Here is an 18,731-nt window from a genome sequence, read left to right on the forward strand (position 1 = left end):
CGGACGCGATGACGCTGCGTGATCCTAAACGCCCACCTGCTCCGGGCGGTTCAACCGGCGATCATTCACAGGGTCGCGCGGCGCCCGGCTCCGGCCACCGGCCGGCCTCAGTCGTCGTCGACGTCACCGACCGGGGCGTGCGTGCCCGCGATCTCCTCCTGCCACGTCGCCTGCGCACCGCTGTGCCCGACGGCGACGACGAGACCGATCGAGGCGATGGCGGCCAGGCTCACGGCGACGATGCTCACCGGGACGAGCACCCCGCCCTTGCGGGTCGCGAACCACGCGAGGACGGCCGTGAGGAGGAGCACGAGGGCGACGACCGGGATGGTGCCGCCGAGCTCGCCGTGCTCCTCGGCGACCTTCTCGCCGGCCTGGGACAGCCGGCCCTGGAGCGCCTCGCCGGACTGGTCCGCGACGACGGCGCTCACGAGGACGAGGGCGTCGGCCACGACGACCCACCGCAGCGCGCCGCGCCACGGGGCACGGACCGTGACGAGCACCGTGACGACGGCCATGAGCGGGAGGAGGACGACCACCGCGTGCACGACGAGGGGGTGGACGGGCAGGCCTGAGATGACATCGAACATGATCGGGACGCTAGGCACCGGCGGGTCAACGACACCCGCGCCGCAGGTCAACGCCCGGTATGCGGCCCCGGGGGCACGCCCTGGCGGCTGCCCCGGGACGACGTCCGGGCGCTGCGGCCGGGACTTCGGGCCCGGACGCGTCACGGTTCTGCGCGCAGCGCCTCCCGGGCGGGCCGGTGGCGGTACCGTCGGCGGCAGATCTCCCACCGGTCGGTCCCGGCCGACCTGACGCCCTGCGAGGAGCCCGCGTGCCGGCCTACGACGACGACCTGCGTCTGGCCCATGTCATCGCCGACATGGTCGACTCGCTGACGACGTCGCGCTTCCTCGCCGCGGACCTCACCGTCGAGACCAAGCCCGACCTGACCCCCGTCAGCGACGCCGACCGGGCCGCCGAGGAGCTCATCCGCGAGCAGCTGCGGCGGACCCGCCCGCGGGACGCCGTCGTCGGCGAGGAGTACGAGCCGACCGGCCACGGCTCGCGGCGCTGGGTCGTCGACCCGATCGACGGCACGAAGAACTTCGTCCGCGGTGTGCCGGTGTGGGCCACCCTCATCGCCCTGCTCGTGGACGACGACCCGGTCGTCGGCGTCGTGTCGGCGCCCGCGATCAACCGGCGCTGGTGGGCGGCCCGCGGCACCGGTGCCTGGACCGGCCGCAGCCTGTCCTCGGCGCGCCGGCTCTCGGTGTCGAGGGTCGGCGACCTCGCCGACGCGTCTCTGTCGTACTCGTCCATCTCCGGCTGGGAGGCGCTCGGCCGCCGCGAGGAGTTCCTCGCGCTCGAGTCGACGGTCTGGCGCAGCCGGGCGTACGGCGACTTCTGGTCGTACATGCTGCTCGCCGAGGGTGCCGTCGACGTCGCGTGCGAGCCCGACCTGCAGCTGTACGACATGGCCGCGCTCGTGCCGGTCGTCGTCGAGGCCGGCGGCCGGTTCACGTCCGTCGACGGTGCCGACGGGCCGTTCGGGGGCAACGCGCTCGCGACGAACGGGCTACTGCACGACCAGGCGCTCGCCGCGCTCTCGCCGAAGGGCTGACCGCCGGCCAGCCACGCGCAGCACCCACGGCGCGAGCAGCAGGGCGTAGAGGTCGAACCACCCGTAGCCCCCGGCCGCGCCCGAGGGCGGGTTGCCCTGGCTCACGACACCGAGCACCGGGTCCGCGGCCGCCCACGCCCACGTGCCGAGCGCCGTCCCGACCAGCTCGAGGTAGCTGACGACGACGAACGCGCCGACGTAGAGCATCCGGCTGCGGCCCCACGCGAGGAAGCCCAGCAGGCAGCAGAACCAGAACGCGCCGAGCGCGTCCGGGCGCTCGGCGACGAGGCCGTGCGCGGCCCAGGCGCCACCGACGACGACGGTCGCCGCGACGAGCGGACGGCGGTACGCCTCGAACAGCGCGGACCGGCCGAGCGTGAGCGCCGCGAGGTAGACCAGGCCGTGGCCCGGCGGGACGAAGAACGGGACGGTGCCGATCCGGTAGACGTACGCCTCGAGCAGCGGCGAGAACGTGTACTCGACGCACGTCGCGAGCGCGACGACGAGCAGCGTCTGGGTGCGCACGAGCGGCGTCTCGCGGCGCAGCAGGAGCGCGAGGACGCCCCAGGTCGTGACCCCGAGCGCGACCTGACGGCCGATCTCGGCCGGCCCGGCGGCCCACAGCGACCCGTGCTCACCGGGCCCGGGCGAGCCGGGCAGGCGGACCGCGTCGAGCAGGAGGACGAGCCCGATCCAGCCGATGACGGCCGCCGCGACCCAGAGGTCGCGCCGGCTGCGGGCGAGGAGCCCGGCTGCGCGGCGGCCGGAGGCGTCGTGGAGCACGGCCCCAGCCTGACAGACGTCATTTTTGTTGAACAATCTGCTTTGATTGTGGAATGATCTGACGATGCTGCGGCACCGGCTCACCGTCCTCGCGTCCGCCCTGTGCTTCAGCACGACCGGCACCGCCCAGGCCCTCGGCCCGGACGCCGCGTCCCCGGTCGTCGTGGGGGCCTCCCGGGTGGCGGTCGGCGCGCTCGGGCTGCTCGCCGTCACCTGGTGGATGCAGCGCCGGGCCGACCGCGCCGGCGGCACCGCACCGCCCGGGTCCACGGACGGCCGCACGCTCGTCGCGCGCCTCGGCCTCCCCACCGGGCCCGGCGTCCGCGGCGCGGTGTGGCGTGCGGGGCTGGCCGTCGCGGCCTACCAGGTCGGGTTCTTCCTCGCGGTCCGGACGACGGGGGTCGCCGTCGGCACCGTCGTCGCCCTCGGCTCGGCGCCGGTGCTCACCGGAGCGGCCGGCTGGCTGCTCGGGCACGGCCGGCCCGACCGGCGCTGGGTCGTCGCGACCGCGCTGGCCTGCGGCGGGCTCGCCGTCCTCGTGACCGGCGGAGCGTCCGCGCACGTCGCACCGGTCGGCGTCCTGCTCGCCCTCGTCGCCGCCGCGGCGTACGCCGCGTACACGGTCGCGGCGAAAGCCCTTCTCGCGGCAGGGGTCGGCGCCGAGTCCGCGATGGCCGCGGTCTTCGGCGCGGGTGCGGTGTGGCTGCTCCCGGCCTTCGCCGTGGCACCCGTCGGCTGGGTCACGACGCCGCGCGGGGCCGCCCTGGTGTTGTGGCTCGGCCTCGTGCCCACCACACTCGCCTACGTGCTCTTCGCCAGAGGACTCACGCACCTGTCCGCGGCCGAGACGACGACGCTCGTCCTGGCCGAGCCGCTCGCCGCCGCCTGCCTCGGGATCGGGCTGCTCGGGGAGCCCGTCGGCCGGACGACGCTCGTCGGCGGCGGCCTGCTCGTCACCGGCCTCGTCGCGGTCGCCGTCCGGCGGTCCGCGGCCCCGGGACCGGCGACCGCGGCCCCCGGCACGACCGGCACCGGGCCGTCCGGGGCGCTCGCATGAGCCCCGCCACCGGCCCGACCCAGGTCGACCGGCTCACCAAGGACCTGCGCTCGCGGGTGCTGTCCGGCGACCTGCCGCCCGGCCACCGGTTGCGCGAGGAGGCCCTCGCCGGGGAGTACGGGCTCGCCCGGCACACCGTCCGGGCGGCCCTGCGGGCGCTTGCCGCCCAGCGGCTCGCGGTCGTGGAACCGCACCGCGGCGCACGGGTGGCCGCGCTGGACGCCTCGGCCCTGCGCGACCTCTTCGAGCTGCGGGCCGCCCTCGAGGTCGAGGCGGCCCGGCTCCTCGCCGAGCGCCGCGGGCTGGACCCGTGGCCGGGCGAGGTGGTCGACGCCGCGGCCGCCCTCGACGCCGCGTGCGCGGCCGCCGACCCCGACCGGGCCGCGGTGGACGCCGCCCACGCGGCGCTGCACCACGCGCTCGTCGCGGCGGCCGGCAGCCCGCGGATCACCGCGGCGCACTCCGGGCTCGAGCTCGAGAGCCGGCTGGCCCTCGTCCAGTCCCGCCGGACGCTGCCCGTCGACCGGATGGCCGTCATCCACCGGGACCTCCTCGAGCGGCTGCGCACCGACGGCCCGGAGGCGCTGCGCCGCCACCTCCACGAGGGCGCCGAGCTCGCGGGCGGACGGCCCGCCGGGGCGGCGTCCTGACCGGACGTCCGCATCCCGGCGGCCGACCCGCCACAATGGCCCCGTGCGCATCTCCGCCAAGACCGACTACGCGATCCGGGCCGCCGCCGAGCTGGCCCTGGCCGAGCCCGGCACGTGGGTCAAGACGGAGTCCGTGGCCACGGCCCAGGACATCCCGCTGCCCTTCCTGCTGAACATCCTCGCCGAGCTGAGGACGGCGGGCATCGTCCGCAGCCGGCGCGGCGTCGACGGCGGCTACCAGCTCGCCCGGCCGGCCACCGCCGTCACCGTCGCGGACGTCATCCGCGCCATCGACGGCCCGCTCGCCAACATCGCGGGCAGCCGCCCCGAGGACGTCGAGTACCACGGCGCCGCCGTCGCCCTGCGCCAGACCTGGGTCGCGCTGCGGGCCACGATGCGCTCGGTGCTCGAGGACATCTCGCTCGCGGACCTGTCGTCGGGCACGCTGCCGCCCGCCGTCGACGCGCTGACCCGCGGCGAGGACGCCTGGAAGGCGCGGCTCTGACCGACCGGCCGGCCAGGCGGTCGCCGCCGTCGCGCATGCCGACCACCCTGCCGGGGTAACCGCCCGGCACGAGGGCAGGCCGTCCGGGCCGCCCCGGGGAGGCGGCAGACGTGCGTGCAGTGACATGGCAGGGCAAGCGGGACGTCCGGGTCGAGGACGTCCCCGACCCGCGGATCGAGGAGCCGACGGACGCCGTCGTGCGGGTGACCTCGAGCGCGATCTGCGGTTCGGACCTGCACCTGTACGAGGTGCTGGGGGCCTACATGACGCCCGGCGACATCCTCGGCCACGAGCCGATGGGGATCGTCGAGGAGGTCGGCGCGGGCGTGACCCACATCCGCCCCGGGGACCGGGTGGTCGTGCCCTTCAACATCGCGTGCGGCGCGTGCCACATGTGCGACCTGCAGCTGCACTCGCAGTGCGAGACGACGCAGGTGCGCTCGCAGGGCAAGGGGGCGGCGCTGCTCGGGTACAGCTCGCTCTACGGGCAGGTCGCCGGCGGTCAGGCGGAGTTCCTGCGCGTCCCGCAGGCGCACTTCGGCCCGGTGAAGATCTCGCCGGACGGCCCCGACGAGCGGTACCTGTACCTCTCCGACGTGCTGCCGACCGCCTGGCAGGCCGTCGCCTACGCGGACTGCCCGCCCGGCGGCACCCTCGCGGTCTTCGGGCTCGGCCCGATCGGCCAGATGACGGCCCGGATCGCCCTGCACCGGGGCGCCGGCCGCGTCATCGGGCTCGACCCGGTCCCGGAGCGGCGCGCCATGGCGCAGAGGCACGGCGTCGACGTGCTCGACCCGGACGCGGTCGACGACGTCCCCGGGGCGCTCGTCGCGCTGTGCGACGGACGCGGCCCCGACGCCGTGGTCGACGCCGTGGGCATGGAGGCGCACGGCTCGCCCCGCGGCACGATGGCGCAGGCCGCGGTGGGGCTGCTGCCGGACGCCGTCGCGCGGCCGCTCATCGACAAGTACGCCGTCGACCGGCTCTCGGCGCTGCACGCCGCGATCAAGGCGGTCCGGCGTGGCGGGACGGTGTCGGTCTCCGGCGTGTACGGCGGCGAGGCGGACCCGATGCCGATGATGGAGCTCTTCGACAAGCAGGTGCAGCTGCGGATGGGCCAGGCGAACGTCCGCCGCTGGATCCCCGACCTGCTCCCGCTCGTCGAGGACCCCACCGACCCGCTCGGCGTCCTCGACCTCGCGACGCACCGGGTGCCGCTGGAGCAGGCCGCGGACGCGTACGCGCTCTTCCAGGAGAAGAAGGACGGCTGCGTCAAGGTCGTGCTCGCCCCGTGACGTCCGCGGGGCCGTCCGTCGTCCTCGTCACCGGCGCGTCGGGCGGCATCGGCAGCGCGGTGAGCCTCGCGTACGCCCGCAGCGGCGCCCGTCTCGTGCTGCTCGCCCGCTCGCCGGACGACCTCGACCGGCTCGCGCGGCGTTGCCTCGAGGCGGGTGCGGCGGGGGCCGTGCCCGTCGTGGCGGACGTCGCGGACGGTGGTGCGGTCCGGGAGGCCGTCCGGGACGTGGTCGCCGAGCACGGACGTGTGGACGTCACGGTGCACTGCGCCGCCGTCGTCGCGTACGGCCGGTTCGGGGACGTCCCGGCGGAGGTCTGGGACAGGACCGTCACCGTGGGCGTCCTCGGCACCGCGAACGTCGCCCGCGCCGTGCTGCCGACGCTCGCCGCGCAGCACGGCGGGGGCAGCCTCGTCGTGGTCGGGTCGTTGCTCGGCGAGGTGACCGTGCCCTTCATGTCGTCGTACGTCACCGGCAAGTGGGCCGTCCGCGGCCTGACCCGGGTGCTCCAGCAGGAGGCGCGTGCGACGCCTGGCGTCCACGTGGCGCTCGTCGCCCCGGGCAGCGTCGACACGGCGATCTACGAGCTCGCCGGCAGCTACGCCGGGCGGCAGGGCAGGCCCCCGCCCCCGGTGTACGGGCCGGAGCGGGTCGCCGAGGCGGTCCTGCGGGTCGTCGCCGGCCGGCGCCGCTCGGCGTTCGTCGGTGTCACGAACCCGTTGGTGCGTCTGGGTTTCGTGACGGTCCCACGGCTGTACGACGTGCTCGTCACGCCCCTCATGCGGATGGCCGGGCTGGGCCGTGACCAGGTGGACCCGCACGCGGGGAACGTGCTCCGGCCCTCCCAGGAGGTCCGGACCCCGTAGCCCGCGGGCAAAGACCAGCGGCCGGGGTGCCTCTCGGCACCCCGGCCGCCTCACCTCCCCCAGGAGGTCTGGTTCCGGGCACCCCCGTCGGGGCGGCCCGGAGATCCGGGTGCGGGCGTCCTGCCCCGCTGTGGTCTCAACGCCCAGTGCATCAGATTGGTTCGGACGCCGCCCGTCGGGACGGCCCGTCCCGCGGGCCGGTCGTCAGAAGACGTCGGCCATCGCCTTGGTGAACGCCGGCAGGTCGTCGGGGTTGCGGCTGGAGACGATCGGGCCGGGCCCGCCGGTGCAGACGACGACCTCCTCGTCGACCCACTCGGCACCCGCGTTGCGCAGGTCGGTCTGCAGGCTCGGCCACGACGTGACGCGCCGGCCGCGGACGACGTCCGCCTCGATGAGCGTCCACGGCCCGTGGCAGATCACCGCGACGGGCTTGCCGACGTCCACGAAGGCCTTGGCGAACGCGACGGCCGTCGGGTCGGTGCGCAGCGCGTCGGGGTTGGCGACCCCGCCCGGCAGGACGAGCCCGTCGTAGTCCTCTGCACCGGCGCGGGAGACCGGGAGGTCGACGTCGAACGTGTCGCCCTTGTCGAGGTGGTTGTAGGCCTGGACCGTCGCCCCGTCACCGGAGGCGACGAGCACCGGCTGCCCGCCCGCCTGCACGACGGCCTTCCAGGGCTCGGTGAGCTCGACCTGCTCGATGCCTTCGGAGGCGACGAGGAACGCGATCTTCTTCTTGTCCAGGGACACGGTTCTCCTCAGAAGTCCTGTCGTTCTCGGACTTCTCCACGCTCCCCCGCGGGCTCCGCGGACGCATGTCGAGATGCCGTGGCCCTCCCCGACCGGCCCGGCCGGGGACGCGGCTCAGGCGGAGACGCGGGACCGCTCGATGTGGTCGAGCCGCCGGCGGGAGGCCTCCGGGAGGGTCGCCTCGACGCAGGCCGGGCACGCGGCGGCCGGACGGGCGCTGAAGTGCCGCTCCCAGAACACGGTCCACCCGTTCATCCACTCGCCGCAGAGGGTCTGCCGGCTCCCGGGACGCCAGGCGTGCTGGGCGCCGTAGGGCAGCCAGGTGTTGGGCGCGGCGCCCGTGGAGCGGTCACGCACCTTGTGCGTCGCGACGACGAAGAGCTCCTCAGACGCGGTCCGTGACGCGCTGTGGGCGAGAGTGAGGCTGGCAGCCATGACAGCGATCCTCCGATCCCGTGCCCCGCTGGATGTCGCCGTCGACACCTCCACCCGCGGTGGCACTGAGTGCCATCCTGACGGCACTCGATGCCAATTTCAAGGGCCCGGGTGACATCTCCATGCGACCATTTCGCCGGCCGTCCCACCCGGGACCTTGAGCACCTCGACGGCAAACGCTTGCAGGGACAGTCACTTTGACGTCAAGAGATTGACGGCGGCATCATCCGGGACGTCCGGCTCGGTGCCGGCGCCGCAGGACCAGAACCCCCGCCGATCGCTCTCCTGTGGCACTCAGTGCCACAGGAGCGTCAGAGCGAGCGGCTGATGCGCTGGACGACGTCGTCGATCGGGTCGCCGGCGCGGAAGACGGCGACGACGACGTCCTCACCGACGGGCACGGCGTCGGCGCCGCCGGGACGCTGGGCCCCACGACCGGCGGCCTCGCGCGCGACGCGGGCCGCCTCCTCGGCGGACGGTGCCGCGTCGAAGGTCGCCGCGACCCAGTCGAAGGCGGCGTCGAGGGCGGGGAACGGGTCGTACCCGCCGCCGGCCCGGAGCCAGTCGCGCAGCACGGTGTTGTGGGCGGCGACGATCGCGGCGCCCGCGGTGTCCGCCCGCAGGACGCCGCCGGGGACGTCGCGCCACCGCGCGCGCAGCGACGACGAGAAGAGCCGCGTGTACTTCGAGACGCTCGCGGTCTCCCGGTCGCGCAGGGCCGGGACCGACCGGGTCAGCCGGTACCGCTCGACCGAGATCACCGGCTCGTCGACGTAGCTGCGGAAGACCAGGCGGGCGCCCTCGCAGACCGCGCGCAGCGGCGGCAGGCTCGACAGCGCCTCGAGCAGCGCCTCGGCCTCGCGGGCGATGAGCTCGTGGTCGGGGAAGATCGCGTCGTCCTTGGACCGGAAGTACCGGAAGAACGTCCGGCGGCCCACGCCCGCCCGCTCGGCGATCGCGTCGACGGTCGTCTGCTCGTACCCGCGCTCGGCGAACAGCCCCCGCGCCGCAGCGGCGATCCGGGCCCTGGCCTGCTGCGGGCCCGTCGCGGGTGCCGGGACGGTCGACGCCATGGTCCGACCGTACCGAGGCGCGTCCCCCGCCGTGAGGCGCCTCCCCGTGACACATGCCACCTCACGGGGACCGGCCCGCACCGCCGCTAACCTGACCATGTGCCGACGCCCCGATTCGCGACCCTGCTCGGCGAGCAGGTCTGCCACGAGTTCACCGCCAGCCAGCAGTACGTCGCGCTCGCGGTGTGGTTCGACGCCCACGACCTCCCCCAGCTCGCGACGCACTTCTACCGCCAGGCGGTCGAGGAGCGGAACCACGCGATGATGATGGTCCGGTACATGCTCGACCGGGACCTGCCGGTGACCGTGCCCGGCGTCGGCGACGTCCGCAACGACTTCACGGACGTCGTGGAGCCGGTCGCGCTCGCCGTCGCCCAGGAGGAGCAGGTCACCCGGCAGATCGAGGCGCTCTTCCGGGCCGCCCGCGAGGACGGCGACTTCCTCGGCGAGCAGTTCATGCTCTGGTTCATCAAGGAGCAGGTCGAGGAGGTGGCCTCGATGAAGACGCTCCTCGCGATCGCGCAGCGGGCGGGCACCGACTGGTTCCAGATCGAGAACTACCTCGCCCGCGAGTCTGTCGGCGACACCGGCACCGACCCCGGCGCGCCCGAGGTCGCCGGCGGCATGCTGCTCGCCTGACTCCCGTCGGCTCGGCTACCTCCGCGCCGACCGCGCGGTCTCACGGCGGTTGGCCTGCATGAGCGCCTCGACGAGCTCGGCCTTCGTCATCCGCGAGCGACCGCGGACGTCGAGCCGGCGCGCGAGCCCGAGCAGGTGCTCCTTGGACGCGTTCGCGTCGACCCCTTCCGCCGTGGGCCGGCGCGCCGCCGAGCCGCGGCCCGCGGCGCCGCGCTCCGCCTGCTCGTCGCTCGGGCCCTTGGCCTCCTTGGGCTCCCAGTGGTCGCCGACCTTCTCGAACGAGTGCTTGAGCGAGGCGAACGCCGTCCGGTGGGCGCGCTCCCCCTCGCCGTAGCTCTCGACCGCGGACTCGTGCGTCGCCGCCCAGGTCTCCTGCGCCTTCGCGGGTGACCGCCGCAGGGTCGAGGGCAGGTCGTCCTGCACGGGCCGCTTGCGCTTCGCGGGCATCTGGACCTCCGTCGTCCGTCTCGCCCGCCGCCGGGTGACGCCCGGGCCGCCCCTCAGGTACCCGCGGGCGCCGCCGTCATGCCCGCGGCCGGCTCCCCGGCCCGCCGGACCGCCGGGAGGTCGAGCCGCTGCGCCTGCTCGACGTAGGCGCACAGCGCGTTGAGCCGCCGCAGGTCCGCCGGGCCCCCGACCGGGGCCAGGAGCAGGTCGGGGCTGCCGACGACCGCGACGAGGGCCCGGGCCCGGGACACCGCGACGGTGAACCGGTTGACGCTCAGGAGGAACTCCAGGCCGCGGGGGGCCTGCTCGGCCGACGACGTCGCGAGCGAGTAGACGACCGCGGCGGCCTGGCGGCCCTGGAGCTTGTCGACGGTGCCGACGAGCACGTCGTCGCCGCCCGGCACCGACGCGAGCGCCTGCCGCACCCGCTGCGCGTGCTGGTTGTACGGGGTGAGGACGAGCACGTCGCCGGGCGTCATCGTCCGCAGCACCCCGTCGGAGCCGGTCCACGTGCCGCCGTCGAGCAGACCCGACACGAGATCCGCGACGACGAGGGCCTCCGCCTGGCTCACGGCGGAGTCGCCGGTGTGCGGCACCGGCACCCAGAACGGCCCGGTGCCGGTGAACGGGGACGCCGCGAGCACCTGCTGCCGCTCGGTCCCCGGGGCGACCCCGAGCCGCCCGTCGTAGGCGAGCTCCGAGACGAACCTTGCGACCGAGGGGTGCATCCGGTAGGTCTCGTCGAGCAGGACGCCCCGCTGCGGCGGCACCGTGGCGCTCCCGGCGAGCAGGTGCTCCAGGGCCGAGGCCTCGGCGCCGGGCGGGTGGGTGCCCTGGACGGGCTGCGTGAGCTGCTGCGGGTCGCCGAGCAGCAGCAGCGACCGCGCCGCGCCCGAGACGGCGAGGACGTTCGCCAGCGAGAGCTGCCCGGCCTCGTCGACGACGAGGACGTCGAACCGGCCCGCGAGCTCGGGACGGGAGAACAGCCAGGTGGTCCCCGCGACGAGCCGGGTGCCGGCGTCGAGCGCCGCGACGACGTCGGCGTTCTTCGTCGTCGACGGCACGGCCTCGCTCTCGCAGGCCTCGTCGTCGTCGGCCTTCTGCAGCGCGTCGAGGGCCACGCCGCGCGCCGTGGCGACCCGGCACGTCTCGTCGAGCAGGTTGCCGATCACCTTGTGGCTGAACGCGCACACACCGACGGTGAGCCCGGCCGCGACGAGGTCGACGACGGTCTGGGCGCCGCTGTACGTCTTGCCGGTGCCGGGCGGGCCCTGCACCGGCAGGACACCGCCGTCGGCGTCGGCGGCGAGCAGCGCGACGAGCCGGCGGACGGCGTCGGACGCCGGCTCCCCCGGCGCGACGAGGGGCCCGCCGGCCGTCGCGGCGACCCGGGGCGGACGGCGCAGCAGCAGGTCGCGGGCGGCCCGCCACTGCGGCAGCGGGCTGTCGACGCCGTGCGCGGCCACCCACTCCGCGAGCTCGTGGAGCCGTGCCCGCTGCTCGCGCGAGCCGAAGGGCTTGCCGGGGACGAGCGCCGTGAGATCGGGCGCGGGCTCCCCGTTGCCCCGCGCGAGGACGACCCACCCGGCGACCGGGTCGACGTCGTGCACCCGGACCGTGCGCCCCGTCCGGGGGTCGACCCAGCCGGCGCTGCGCGGTGCCACCTTGGTCTCCTGCGGCGGGAACTCCATGCGCCACAGCGTCGACCGCTTGACCGCGCCCACCTGCTCGGGCGCCGAGAGGCCGCCGAGCGCGGCCGGGTCGGCTTGCAGCTCGGCGTCGGTGCGGCGCAGCCGGTCGAACCAGTCCCACCACTGCGGCAGCGCCTCCCGGCGGTGCCACTCGAGGAGCGCACCGAGCAGCCAGGTCGCCTGCTGCTGCGACGAGCGCGCCGACGGCTCGTCGGGGAGGCCCGCCCAGAGCAGCTCGCGCAGCCGGGCCGTCTCGTCGGCGTCCACGTCGACCTGCTCGGGGGCCGCGCCGTCCCCGTGCTCGGGCCGGGCGAGGGCGGCCGCCGGGCCGGACGCCCGCAGCCCCTCGAGCCAGTCCCGCAGGGCCTGCGTCGAGCGGCAGTCCTCCTCGTTGTAGGCGCGGATCTCCTCGAGGACGGCGTCGTCCCGCTCGAGGAGCCAGCGCTCGAACGCGACGACGCTGCCGAGCGCGTCGTGCACCCCCTCCCCGCCGCGCAGGTGGCCCCAGTAGTACGGCTCCAACCGCTTGAGCGAGTAGGACTCCTGGCCGACGCGGACACCCTGCTTGACGACCGCGTAGAGGTCGACGAGGCGCTCGCCGCGCAGCAGCCGGCTCACCTCGGCGGACCGCGTCTCGTACCGGGCCGACAGCGCCTTGAGCCGCGAGGGCTCGTAGGGCGCGTAGTGGTAGACGTGCATCCCCGGGTCGGCCTCCCAGGCCGCCACGAGGTGGTCGACGAGGGCCTCGAAGGCGGCCTTCTCCTGCTGCGGCTCGACCGCCCAGTACCCGGTGAAGCCGCCCGCGTCGACGACGCCGAAGAGGTACTCCAGGCCGGTGTCGCCGACGAACGGGTCGCCCTCCATGTCGAAGAACACGTCGCCGGCGGACGGCTCGGGCAGGAGGGCGAGCCCGCGCCCCGGCTCGGCCGGCAGCAGCTCCCAGCGGCCCTCGCCCGACTCGCGCTCCGCGACCTGCAGGCGGGCCTGCCGGACGAGCTTCTCCGCGGCGGTGCGGCCCACCCGGCCGCGCCCGGGACCGGCGAGGGCCGACGGCTCCGCGGCAGCGAGCGCGGCGACGGTCGTCACCCCGCCGGCCCGCAGCGCCTGCGCGTGGTGGCGGCGCATCCCGGCGACGAGGCTCAGGTCGTCGGCCGCGCGCCACTGCGACCGGCACTGCTGCTCCCAGCGGCACTGCCCGCAGTGCCGCACCGGGTACGACGCGGTAGCGGGACGCTCCCGGAGGAACTCCAGCAGCTCGGCCCGCACCCGGCGGGCGTAGGCCGCGCAGTCGGCGAACCGGTAGGGCCGCTCCTGGCCCTCGCCGGTGACGACGACGAGCCGCTCGGGCGCGACCCCCTGCAGGACGGCGAGCCGCTCGGCGTAGGCGGCCATCTGGAGGATCGCGGGGACCTTGAGCCGACGGGCCAGCTTGGTGTCGGCGACGTCGTACGACCAGGCCCACCGGCCGGGCCGGTCGTCGCGGCGCAGCAGGAAGTCCGCGTGACCGCGCCAGAGGCCGTCGTAGAACGTCGCCTGGTAGACGACGTCGGTGCCGGCGGCCATCGCCGCGACGGTCGACGCCTCGGCCGCGCGCAGGCCGGCGGGGCCGCGGCCGCCCGCGTCGACGTCGATCTCCACGACCGTGCGGCCCTCGGCGCGCAACCGGTCGAGGTAGGCGTGCTCGTGCTCGAGCCCGCGCCGGAACAGCTGCTCGAGCGCCTCGCCGGGAGCGGCGGGCGCGGGCCGCTCGCCGAGGGCCACCTCGTGGTCGAGCGTGGTGAGGTGGCGGCACGCGAGGAACCGGGTGAGGTCCGTAGGACTCACCACGAGCTCGCCGTCGACGATCTGCACGACAGGGACGCTAGCCCTCGGCACCGACATCCGGGGGCCCGGCCGGCACCGCGGTGAACAGGCCCTCGACCTCGTCGGCGACGTCGGGCTCGGCGAGGACGAGCAGCTCGTCCCCGGCCTCGAGCACCGTCTCGCCGCGGACCTGGACGAGCGCACCGGCGCGGGAGACGAACGACACCCAGGCGTTCTCGCCCATCGGCAGCGCCTCGATCGACGCACCGTCCGCCGGCGCCCCGGGGGCGACCGTGAAGCGGTGCATCCCCTGCGGCTCGTCGCGGAACCGCAGGCCCAGCGCCCAGGGTTCGGGCTCGACGACCCGCATCGGCAGCCCGAGCCGGGTCGCGAGCCACGGGACGAGGCCGCCGGACACGACGACCGAGAAGAGGACGACGACGAAGACGACGTCGTAGACCCGCAGCGCACCGGGGTCGTGGGTCGTGAGGATGTACGTGCCGAGGAGCACCGGGACGGCGCCCTTGAGCCCGGACCACAGCACGAAGACGCGCTCGCCCCGCGTCATCCGCACGGGCAGCAGCACCAGGCCCACGAGCACCGGCCGCACGACGAACGCCATGAGGACCGCGAGCACGAGACCGATGGACCAGGCCCTCCCGTCGGGCAGCGTCCTCAGCTGCACGGTGAGGCCCAGCAGGGTGAACGCGACGATCTCGGCGAGGCTCGCGAGCGCGGAGTGGAACCGTTCGATCTCGCGCTTGTACGGCGCACGCTCGTCGCCCAGGACGATGCCCGCCACGAAGACCGCGAGGAAGCCCGAGCCCTGGAGCACGGTCGCGACGCCGAACACGACACCGGCGGACGCGAGCACCCGCAACGGGTACAGCCCCTCGCTGGGCAGCGGGACGCGGCGCATGAACACGAGCAGCGCGCGGCCGCCGACGAGGCCGACGACGGCACCGACGACCATCTGGAGCGCGAACACGAGCAGGCCGGTGCCGATCGCGCCCCAGCCGGCCGCCGTCCCCGCGCTGAGGATCGCCACGAGCAGCGCGATGCCGACCGGGTCGTTCGCCCCCGACTCGCCCTCGAGCAGGACGCCGCTCGGCCCGGAGATCTCCCGCCGGCCGAGCACCGAGAAGACGACCGCGGGGTCGGTCGGCGCGAGCGCCGTCCCGAGCAGCAGCGAGAGGTACCAGTCGAACCCGAAGAGCCGGTGCGCGGCGGCGGCCAGCGCGGCCGCCGTGACGACGGTGCCGGCGACCCCGAGCCAGACGATCGCGCCGGCGGCCGAGCGGAACCGGGCGGCACCGATGTGCATGCCGCCGTCGAAGAGGATGACGACGAGGGCGACCGTGACGAGCCGCTGCACCGTCGTGATGCCCAGGCCGCCGAGCGCGGGGACGAGGTCGGACGCGACGGCCGCGCCGACGAGGAAGAAGGCCGGTGCCGGGACCCGCAGCCGGGTGCTCAGCCGGTTCGACAGGACGGCGAGCAACCCGACGAGACAGACGATCCCGAGGGTCGCGCCGAACGGGACGGCGTCGTCCATCCGCCGCCGTCAGACGCCGAGCACGGCGAGGTCCGCGAGCGGCGGTTCCCCCGCCGCGGCCGCGAAGGCCTCGAACGCTGCGCGCACGGCCGGTCGGTCCTCGACCGGCACCCTGCGCAGGATCGCCGAAATCTCCGTACGTCGGCGCTGGACGACGGACGCGACGAGCCGGCGTCCGGTGTCCGTGAGCTCCACGAGCGTCTCGCGACGGCTCTGCGGGTTGGGCACGCGCCGGACCCAGCCGCCGGCGGCGAGCCGGTCGGTCGTCCGGCTGAAGGTCGACGCGTGGACGCCGACGAGCTCGGCGAGCGTGCCGCTGCGGGTCGTCCCGTGGGCCGCGAGGAGCACGAGGACCCTCAGCTGCGGGAGCGACACCTTCTCCAGGGCCGGGGCGACGGACCGCGCCACGACGCCGAGCATCGCCCGCGACGCGGTGAGGGTGGCGTCCGTCAGCTCGGGCTCGGCCTTCGGCAGGGTCGTTCGTGCCATGTGCGAACGATAGCCGCGCGCACGCGCCCCGTCCCCCGAGCGGCGAGAAAGATCGACAAGCGGTCGGCACACGTGTGCGGACCGGTCCGTGCCAGGGTGTCCTGCGGTGCCGCCAAGGCCCCGAGGTCCTCCACCCCGCTGCCGGAAGGGCGGTCCCGCGATGGCCGACGGTCTCCTCGTCCTCACCGCCGACCGGGTCTTCGACTCCGCGACCGGACGCTGTGCCCCCGACCTGGCGGTCGTCTGCAGCGGTGCACAGGTCGACGCGGTCGTCCCGGTGGCGCAGGCACCCGCGGACGGCGACGTCGTCCGCGGCGGGCCGGTGCGCCGGCTCGACCTGCCCGGCCACACCCTGCTGCCCGGGCTCGTCGACTGCCACACCCACCTCGTCGGCGAGGCCGAGAGCGGCCAGGGGTACGCGCACCTGGTGACCCGCAGCAGCGCCCAGGAGGTGCTCGTCGGGGTCGAGAACGCGCGGCGGACCCTGCGCGCGGGCTTCACGACCGTGCGGGACGTCGGCAGCTTCCGGGCCTTCGCGGACGTCGCCCTGCGCGACGCGGTGGCCGCCGGCTGGGTCGAGGGACCGCGGATGCTCTGCGCCGGCGCGTACGTCACGTGCCCCGGCGGTGCCGGGGACGTCACCGGGCTGGCCGTGGACGTCGACGCGGTCGTGCCCGCGGAGCTGCGGTTCGGCGTCTGCTCCGGGCCGGACGCCGTGCGCGCCACGGTGCGCCGGGTGCTCGGGCGCGGCGCGGACGTCGTCAAGGTGCTCGCCACCGGCGCGGTGCTCACGGCCGGCACGGCCCCCGGGGCACCCGAGCTGACGGCGGCGGAGATCGCCGCCGCCGTCGAGGTCGCCACCGACCACGGCACGCACGTCGCGGCGCACGCGCACGGCGCCGAGGGGATCCGGCGCGCGGTGCTCGCAGGGGTGCGCTCGGTCGAGCACGGCTCGCTGCTCGACGCCGGCACCGTCGCCCTCATGGCCGAGCACGGGACCTACCTCGTCGCCGACCTCTACGACGGCGACTGGATCCTCGAGCAGGGGCCGCGGCTGGGGTTCTCCGAGGAGGTCATGCGCAAGACCCGGGACACGACCCAGGCGCAGCGCGACGGCTTCGCGGCGGCCGTCGACGCCGGGGTGCGGATCGCCTACGGCACCGACTCGGGGGTCTACCCGCACGGGGACAACGGGCGCCAGCTCGCCTACTACGTGCGGCACGGCCTGACCCCGGCGCAGGCGCTGCTCAGCGCGACCCGGTGGGCCGCCGAGCTGCTCGGGCTCGAGCACGAGATCGGCCGCCTCGCACCGGGCCTGGCGGCCGACGTCGTCGCGGTGCCCGGTGACCCCACGGTCGACGTGACCGGGTGCGAGCGGCCGGCGCTCGTCGTCCGGGCCGGCCGCGTCGTCCTGGGCCCCGTGGCCGGCTGAACCGGTCGGCCGCGCAGCCGGCCGGTTGGCCGCGTCAGGCCAACGACAGGAAGAGCTTCTCGAGCTCGTCCGTGGTCATCTCGGACTCGCCGCCCTCGCCGAGCATGCACTGCTTGAGCCCGCTCGCCACGAGCTTGAACCCGGCCCGGTCGAGCGCCCGGGACGCCGCCGCGAGCTGGGTGACGATGTCCTTGCAGCTGCGGCCCTCCTCGATCATCGTCACGATGCCGTCGATCTGGCCACGGGCGCGGCGCAGCCGGTGGACGACGTCCTTGGCGGCCTGCTCCTCGAGCTGCATGGTCCGGTCCCCTGTCTGCGCGGCCGGCGGTCCCGGCGTACCCCTCCATGATGCAGGTACCCCCGGTGGTACGCGCCACCGGCACTCGCGCCGGGTCAGAGCTTGAGCGCCTTCCACGTGAGCGGTCCGACGTTGCCCGTGACGGGCAGCCGGTGCCGGCGCTGGAAGGCCATGACCGCCTGCTTCGTCCGCGGGCCGAACACGCCGTCCACGCGCACCTTGAGCGCCTTCTGGACGATCCGCACCTGCGGGCCGCGGGACCCCGGCCGCAGCACCGGGTGCGCGGTGGGCCTCGGCTTCGGGGTCGGGGTGACCTTGGGCGTCGGAGTCGGCGTCGGGCTCGGGCGCGGCGTCGGGGTGCCGCCCGCGCCGCGGGCGACGGCGAGGATCTCCCGCCACGTCGCGGCCCCGACGACGCCGGTCGGGGGCAGCCCGTGCGCGGTCTGGAAGGCCCTGACCGCGCTCTCGGTCATCGGCCCGAAGCTGCCGTCGGCGTCCGCACCGACGACGGTCTGGACGGCGGCGACGACGGGTCCGGTCATCGGCCGGCTCAGCTGCATCCCGCTGTACCGGACCAGCCGGGCCAGCTGGGCGGAGGCGCCGGCCGGGGCGGTGACGAACGGGTAGCGCGCGCAGACGGCCGTCCGCGGCGCCGCCCACGGCGCGGCCCAGTTGAGGTCGGCGGGCCGGCAGGGCCCGTAGTCGGCCGGGGCGACGGCGCCGGTCCAGAACGAGGTCCGCTTCTGGGCGCCGGCCCAACCGAGCGAGATGTGGACGTGGTCGCGGTGGCACGTCGTGTCCCAGGCCCGCTCCGGGTGCACCGCGCACGTCGAGTACGGCCGCCAGCCGGACGTCGCCGCGTAGGAGCCCCAGATCGTGCCGTCCCAGATGACGTACATGACGCCGAGCCGGCGGGCGTTCGCGAACCGGTTGCCGTGGGCGTCCGTGGCGAGCAGCCACGTGAGCACCGCCCGCGCCCGGGCCGCCCCCACCGGGTCGCGGCCGTCGACCATCCAGTCCACGGCGCGGCCCTCGTAGTGCTCGCTGGTCCGCAGCGGGTCGGTGCCGCAGGGCCGGGCGATGCCGTAGCTCGTGCCGGGGTAGGTCGCGCGCAGGAGGTCGCCGAGGGCCGTCGTCCCGGTCTTGTCCCGCGGGTCGCAGGAGACCGCGGAGACATACGGCTGCAACGGCTCCGCGACCGCGGGGAGCCCCGCCGGGACCGCCGGGGCCGGCTGCGGCGCGATCGTCGCGGGCGCCGCCGCGAGCGCGAGCGGGTGCGGGCCGGCGGGCGCGCCCTACCCCGGCACGAGCTACGGCATCGCCCGGCCCTGCGGCA

At 75.6% G+C, this 18,731-nt stretch carries 19 protein-coding genes; 8 read left to right on the forward strand and 11 right to left on the reverse strand.

The annotated features are described in order from the left end of the window. Positions 1 to 107 precede the first annotated feature (107 nt). Positions 108 to 590 carry a DUF2231 domain-containing protein gene (locus tag ECOMGDLI_RS26845; RefSeq protein ID WP_088319909.1) on the reverse strand — a complete coding sequence of 161 codons (483 nt, stop codon included), beginning with the start codon at positions 588 to 590 and terminating at the stop codon, positions 108 to 110. 296 nt (positions 591 to 886) lie between these two features. On the opposite strand from ECOMGDLI_RS26845, the gene hisN reads away from it, so the two are divergent. Next, entirely contained in the window at positions 887 to 1,627 is a 741-nt protein-coding gene (gene hisN / locus ECOMGDLI_RS26850; protein WP_369812795.1) for a histidinol-phosphatase, read from the forward strand. On the opposite strand, the gene ECOMGDLI_RS26855 is transcribed toward hisN, so the two are convergent. Further along, positions 1,583 to 2,410 (reverse strand): hypothetical protein, encoded by an 828-nt coding sequence (locus ECOMGDLI_RS26855; RefSeq protein WP_088319911.1) that lies wholly within the window; start codon positions 2,408 to 2,410, stop codon positions 1,583 to 1,585. The two genes, hisN and ECOMGDLI_RS26855, sit on opposite strands and share 45 nt — an antisense overlap. Positions 2,411 to 2,474: 64 nt before the next feature. Between ECOMGDLI_RS26855 and ECOMGDLI_RS26860 the strand changes: the two genes are divergently transcribed. From ECOMGDLI_RS26860 to ECOMGDLI_RS26880, 5 genes are all read left to right on the forward strand, one after another. Then, positions 2,475 to 3,467 carry a DMT family transporter gene (locus ECOMGDLI_RS26860; protein ID WP_088319912.1) on the forward strand — a complete coding sequence of 331 codons (993 nt, stop codon included), beginning with the start codon at positions 2,475 to 2,477 and terminating at the stop codon, positions 3,465 to 3,467. Beyond that, positions 3,464 to 4,117 carry a GntR family transcriptional regulator gene (locus tag ECOMGDLI_RS26865; RefSeq protein WP_088319913.1) on the forward strand — a complete coding sequence of 218 codons (654 nt, stop codon included), beginning with the start codon at positions 3,464 to 3,466 and terminating at the stop codon, positions 4,115 to 4,117. The genes ECOMGDLI_RS26860 and ECOMGDLI_RS26865 overlap by 4 nt, the downstream gene beginning before the upstream one ends. A 43-nt stretch (positions 4,118 to 4,160) precedes the next feature. Continuing rightward, positions 4,161 to 4,622, forward strand: a complete 462-nt coding sequence (locus tag ECOMGDLI_RS26870; RefSeq protein WP_088287610.1) for an Rrf2 family transcriptional regulator — start codon at positions 4,161 to 4,163, stop codon at positions 4,620 to 4,622. A 110-nt stretch (positions 4,623 to 4,732) separates the two neighbouring features. Next, complete coding sequence (locus ECOMGDLI_RS26875) at positions 4,733 to 5,917, forward strand: zinc-dependent alcohol dehydrogenase (RefSeq protein WP_088319914.1); 1,185 nt, start codon at positions 4,733 to 4,735, stop codon at positions 5,915 to 5,917. Next, positions 5,914 to 6,783: an SDR family oxidoreductase gene (locus tag ECOMGDLI_RS26880; protein WP_088319915.1), complete on the forward strand. Its 870-nt coding sequence runs from the start codon at positions 5,914 to 5,916 to the stop codon at positions 6,781 to 6,783. Before ECOMGDLI_RS26875 ends, ECOMGDLI_RS26880 begins: the two co-directional genes overlap by 4 nt. A gap of 204 nt (positions 6,784 to 6,987) precedes the next feature. Here ECOMGDLI_RS26880 and ECOMGDLI_RS26885 read toward each other — a convergent pair whose 3' ends face one another. The 3 genes from ECOMGDLI_RS26885 to ECOMGDLI_RS26895 form a co-directional block, all read right to left on the reverse strand. Next, positions 6,988 to 7,533, reverse strand: a complete 546-nt coding sequence (locus tag ECOMGDLI_RS26885) for a type 1 glutamine amidotransferase domain-containing protein (RefSeq protein WP_088319916.1) — start codon at positions 7,531 to 7,533, stop codon at positions 6,988 to 6,990. Between the two features lie 114 nt (positions 7,534 to 7,647). After that, positions 7,648 to 7,968 (reverse strand): hypothetical protein, encoded by a 321-nt coding sequence (locus ECOMGDLI_RS26890; protein WP_088319917.1) that lies wholly within the window; start codon positions 7,966 to 7,968, stop codon positions 7,648 to 7,650. A 311-nt stretch (positions 7,969 to 8,279) separates the two neighbouring features. Continuing rightward, positions 8,280 to 9,041 carry a TetR family transcriptional regulator gene (locus ECOMGDLI_RS26895; protein ID WP_088319918.1) on the reverse strand — a complete coding sequence of 254 codons (762 nt, stop codon included), beginning with the start codon at positions 9,039 to 9,041 and terminating at the stop codon, positions 8,280 to 8,282. Between the two features lie 99 nt (positions 9,042 to 9,140). On the opposite strand from ECOMGDLI_RS26895, the gene ECOMGDLI_RS26900 reads away from it, so the two are divergent. Next, complete coding sequence (locus ECOMGDLI_RS26900) at positions 9,141 to 9,680, forward strand: ferritin (protein ID WP_088319919.1); 540 nt, start codon at positions 9,141 to 9,143, stop codon at positions 9,678 to 9,680. A 15-nt stretch (positions 9,681 to 9,695) separates the two neighbouring features. Here ECOMGDLI_RS26900 and ECOMGDLI_RS26905 read toward each other — a convergent pair whose 3' ends face one another. Genes ECOMGDLI_RS26905 through ECOMGDLI_RS26920 form a run of 4 tightly spaced genes read right to left on the reverse strand, consistent with a single transcriptional unit; the run spans position 9,696 to position 15,665 of the window. Beyond that, the gene (locus tag ECOMGDLI_RS26905) at positions 9,696 to 10,127 is read right to left on the reverse strand and encodes a ChaB family protein (protein ID WP_088319920.1); all 432 of its coding nucleotides are present in this window, start codon (positions 10,125 to 10,127) and stop codon (positions 9,696 to 9,698) included. Positions 10,128 to 10,180: 53 nt separating this feature from the next. Further along, entirely contained in the window at positions 10,181 to 13,669 is a 3,489-nt protein-coding gene (locus ECOMGDLI_RS26910) for a TM0106 family RecB-like putative nuclease (RefSeq protein ID WP_198955209.1), read from the reverse strand. Positions 13,670 to 13,679: 10 nt separating this feature from the next. After that, positions 13,680 to 15,176, reverse strand: coding sequence for a cation:proton antiporter (locus tag ECOMGDLI_RS26915; protein WP_088319922.1), 1,497 nt, complete (start codon positions 15,174 to 15,176; stop codon positions 13,680 to 13,682). 9 nt (positions 15,177 to 15,185) lie between these two features. Beyond that, the gene (locus ECOMGDLI_RS26920) at positions 15,186 to 15,665 is read right to left on the reverse strand and encodes a MarR family winged helix-turn-helix transcriptional regulator (protein WP_088319923.1); all 480 of its coding nucleotides are present in this window, start codon (positions 15,663 to 15,665) and stop codon (positions 15,186 to 15,188) included. Positions 15,666 to 15,825: 160 nt separating this feature from the next. Here ECOMGDLI_RS26920 and ECOMGDLI_RS26925 point away from each other — a divergent pair, with 160 nt between their 5' ends. Beyond that, positions 15,826 to 17,097, forward strand: coding sequence for an amidohydrolase family protein (locus tag ECOMGDLI_RS26925; RefSeq protein ID WP_088319924.1), 1,272 nt, complete (start codon positions 15,826 to 15,828; stop codon positions 17,095 to 17,097). Between the two features lie 34 nt (positions 17,098 to 17,131). Here the strand turns inward: ECOMGDLI_RS26925 and ECOMGDLI_RS26930 are convergent, their stop codons facing one another. Both ECOMGDLI_RS26930 and ECOMGDLI_RS35540 read right to left on the reverse strand, forming a co-directional pair. Next, entirely contained in the window at positions 17,132 to 17,395 is a 264-nt protein-coding gene (locus ECOMGDLI_RS26930; RefSeq protein ID WP_088287622.1) for a metal-sensitive transcriptional regulator, read from the reverse strand. Between the two features lie 95 nt (positions 17,396 to 17,490). After that, positions 17,491 to 18,582, reverse strand: coding sequence for a peptidoglycan-binding protein (locus tag ECOMGDLI_RS35540; protein ID WP_088319925.1), 1,092 nt, complete (start codon positions 18,580 to 18,582; stop codon positions 17,491 to 17,493). Positions 18,583 to 18,731: the final 149 nt, after the last annotated feature.

Origin of the sequence: Kineosporia sp. R_H_3 (assembly GCF_002198675.1) — a bacterium.
GTDB lineage: Bacteria > Actinomycetota > Actinomycetes > Actinomycetales > Kineosporiaceae > R-H-3.

What these genes read in the sequence shown, in the direction of transcription:
- ECOMGDLI_RS26845 (WP_088319909.1), bottom strand. Translation starts at nt 590, where the DNA reads ATGTTCGATGTCATCTCAGGCCTGCCCGTCCACCCCCTCGTCGTGCAC.
- hisN (WP_369812795.1), top strand. Translation starts at nt 887, where the DNA reads ATGGTCGACTCGCTGACGACGTCGCGCTTCCTCGCCGCGGACCTCACC.
- ECOMGDLI_RS26860 (WP_088319912.1), top strand. Translation starts at nt 2,475, where the DNA reads ATGCTGCGGCACCGGCTCACCGTCCTCGCGTCCGCCCTGTGCTTCAGC.
- ECOMGDLI_RS26865 (WP_088319913.1), top strand. Translation starts at nt 3,464, where the DNA reads ATGAGCCCCGCCACCGGCCCGACCCAGGTCGACCGGCTCACCAAGGAC.
- ECOMGDLI_RS26890 (WP_088319917.1), bottom strand. Translation starts at nt 7,968, where the DNA reads ATGGCTGCCAGCCTCACTCTCGCCCACAGCGCGTCACGGACCGCGTCT.
- ECOMGDLI_RS26895 (WP_088319918.1), bottom strand. Translation starts at nt 9,041, where the DNA reads ATGGCGTCGACCGTCCCGGCACCCGCGACGGGCCCGCAGCAGGCCAGG.
- ECOMGDLI_RS26905 (WP_088319920.1), bottom strand. Translation starts at nt 10,127, where the DNA reads ATGCCCGCGAAGCGCAAGCGGCCCGTGCAGGACGACCTGCCCTCGACC.
- ECOMGDLI_RS26915 (WP_088319922.1), bottom strand. Translation starts at nt 15,176, where the DNA reads ATGGACGACGCCGTCCCGTTCGGCGCGACCCTCGGGATCGTCTGTCTC.
- ECOMGDLI_RS26920 (WP_088319923.1), bottom strand. Translation starts at nt 15,665, where the DNA reads ATGGCACGAACGACCCTGCCGAAGGCCGAGCCCGAGCTGACGGACGCC.
- ECOMGDLI_RS26925 (WP_088319924.1), top strand. Translation starts at nt 15,826, where the DNA reads ATGGCCGACGGTCTCCTCGTCCTCACCGCCGACCGGGTCTTCGACTCC.
- ECOMGDLI_RS26930 (WP_088287622.1), bottom strand. Translation starts at nt 17,395, where the DNA reads ATGCAGCTCGAGGAGCAGGCCGCCAAGGACGTCGTCCACCGGCTGCGC.